Annotated in this window: 2 protein-coding genes; both read right to left on the bottom strand. The window is 69.8% G+C overall.

The features are described from left to right. The coding region (locus VGD93_RS10025) for a DNA gyrase subunit B (protein WP_395011632.1) at nt 1-1416 on the bottom strand (1416 nt) is incomplete at its 3' end. Between the two features lie 110 nt (nt 1417-1526). Next, nucleotides 1527-2381, bottom strand: an 855-nt coding sequence (recF, locus tag VGD93_RS10020; protein ID WP_395011630.1) for a DNA replication/repair protein RecF, incomplete at its 5' end; no start/stop codon positions are given.

Here is a 2381-nt window from a genome sequence, read left to right as displayed (position 1 = left end):
GACATTGAGGATCTTGCCGCGCAGCGGCAGCACGGCCTGCACCGAGCGGTCGCGCCCCTGGGTGGCCGAGCCGCCGGCGGAATCGCCCTCGACCAGGAACAGCTCGGACTTGGCCGGGTCCTTTTCGGAGCAGTCCTTGAGCTTGCCGGCGAGGAAATTGACGTCGAGCGCCGACTTGCGCCGCGTCAGCTCGCGCGCCTTGCGCGCCGCCTCGCGCGCGGCGGCCGCCTCGGCCACCTTGCCGACCACGACCCGCGCCTCGGCCGGGTGCTCCTCGAACCATTGCTGCAGCTTGTCGTTGACGACGCTCTCGACCACCGGCCGGACCTCGGAGGAGACCAGCTTGTCCTTGGTCTGGGACGAGAACTTGGGGTCCGGCACCTTGACCGACAGCACGCAGGTCAGCCCCTCGCGCGTGTCGTCACCGCTCAGCTGCACCTTCTCGCGCTTCAGGATGCCGCTCTGCTCGGCGTAGTTGGTGACCTGGCGGGTGAGCGCGGCGCGCAGCCCGGCGAGGTGCGTGCCGCCGTCGCGCTGCGGGATGTTGTTGGTGAAGCACAGCACGTTCTCGTGGTAGCTGTCGTTCCACCACATGGCGACTTCGACGACGATGCCGTCCTTGTCCGCCCTGAGCATGATCGGGTTGGCGATGAGCGGCGTCTTGACCTTGTCGAGATAGCGCACGAAGGCCTCGAGCCCGCCCTCGTAATGCAGCTCCACCGTCACCGGCTCGGGGTGGCGGTTGTCGTTGAGCACGATGCGCACGCCGGAATTGAGGAAGGCCAGTTCGCGCAGCCGGTGCTCCAGCGTGGCGAAGTCGAACTCCGTCATGGTGAAGGTCTTGGGCGACGGCAGGAAGGTGATCTCGGTGCCGCTGCGACCCTCGTAGGTGCCCGGCCGGAGGTCGGGCTCGTAGCTGCCGGTGACCGAGAGCGGGCCGTCGGCGTTGCCGTTGCTGAAGCTCATCTCGTGGATGTTGCCGTCGCGGCGGATGCGCATGCGCAGCCATACCGACAACGCGTTGACCACCGAGACGCCGACGCCGTGCAGCCCCCCCGAGACCTTGTAGGAATTCTGGTCGAATTTGCCGCCGGCGTGCAGCTGGGTCATGATGACCTCGGCCGCCGAGACGCCTTCGGACTGGTGGATGCCGGTGGGGATGCCGCGCCCGTTGTCGGCGACCGTGCACGAACCGTCGGCATTGAGCGTCACCGTCACCAGGTCGGCGTGCCCGGCCAGCGCCTCGTCGATGGCGTTGTCGACGACCTCGTAGACCATGTGGTGCAGGCCCGAGCCGTCGTCGGTATCGCCGATATACATGCCGGGGCGCTTGCGCACCGCGTCGAGGCCCTTGAGGACCTTGATCGAGTCGGCGCCGTAATCGCTCGGTTGTGACGGAGTTTCGGAGGTGCTCAAAAGGGGTCCCGAATCAGTGGATTTTCCGCTCCCAAGGGTCTAGCGGATCACCCCCGGATACCCAAGGGAAATGGCTATTTCGGGCCGGTTTTTCAAGGGTTCGCGGCCGTTCAGCGCGGCCCGGTCAGGCGCCCGTCGCGCACCGTGATCAGCTGGGCCCGCCCGTCCAGCGCCTCGAACAGCACCGGATCGGTGCCGGTCATGAAGCACTGCGTGCCGAGCCCGTCGAGGGCGGCGAACAGTGCCGCGCGGCGGGCGGGGTCGAGATGGGCGGCGATCTCGTCGAGCAGCAGCAGCGGGGCGATGCCGGTCATGCGCCGGACGAGGCGGGCATGGGCGAGCACGAGCCCGATCAGCAGCGCCTTCTGCTCGCCGGTCGAGCCCAGCGCCGCCGGCATGTCCTTCTGGGCGTGGCGGACCTCGAAATCGACGCGGTGCGGGCCGACCAGGGTGCGGCCGGCGGCGCGGTCGAGCCGGCGCGTGGCGGCCCAGCGCGCCTTGAGTTCGGCCTCGAGGGCGCGCGAGGAGGCGGGCTCCGGCCCGTCGGCAAACAGCGCCGTCAGCGCCAGCCGCGCCGCCGGGAAGCTGTCGTCGCCGACGGCCTCGAGCAGCAGCGCCTGCAGCTGGGCGAGGCTGTCGGTACGGGCGAAGTGGATGGCGCCGGCATGCTCGGCCATCTGCGCCTCGACGGCGCTCAGCCAGAGCGGGTCGGCCTCCTCCTCGAGCAGGCGGTTGCGCTGGCGCATGGCCTTGTCGAAATCGGCGACCGAGGCGGCGTGGCCGGGGATCAGCGTGACCACCAGCCGGTCGAGGAAGCGGCGGCGCTCGCCGGCCGGGCCGGTGAACAGCCCGTCCATCGCCGGGGTGAGCCAGAGCAGGCGCAGATAGGCGCTCATCTCCTCGACGGCGCGGGCGGTGGCGCCGTTGATACGCACACGCCGGCCGGCCTCGCCGGGGCCGCATCC

This window comes from Devosia sp. (assembly GCF_036406155.1).
Classification (GTDB): Bacteria; Pseudomonadota; Alphaproteobacteria; order Rhizobiales; family Devosiaceae; genus Devosia_A.
This window is presented reverse-complemented; position numbering and strand designations above follow the sequence as displayed.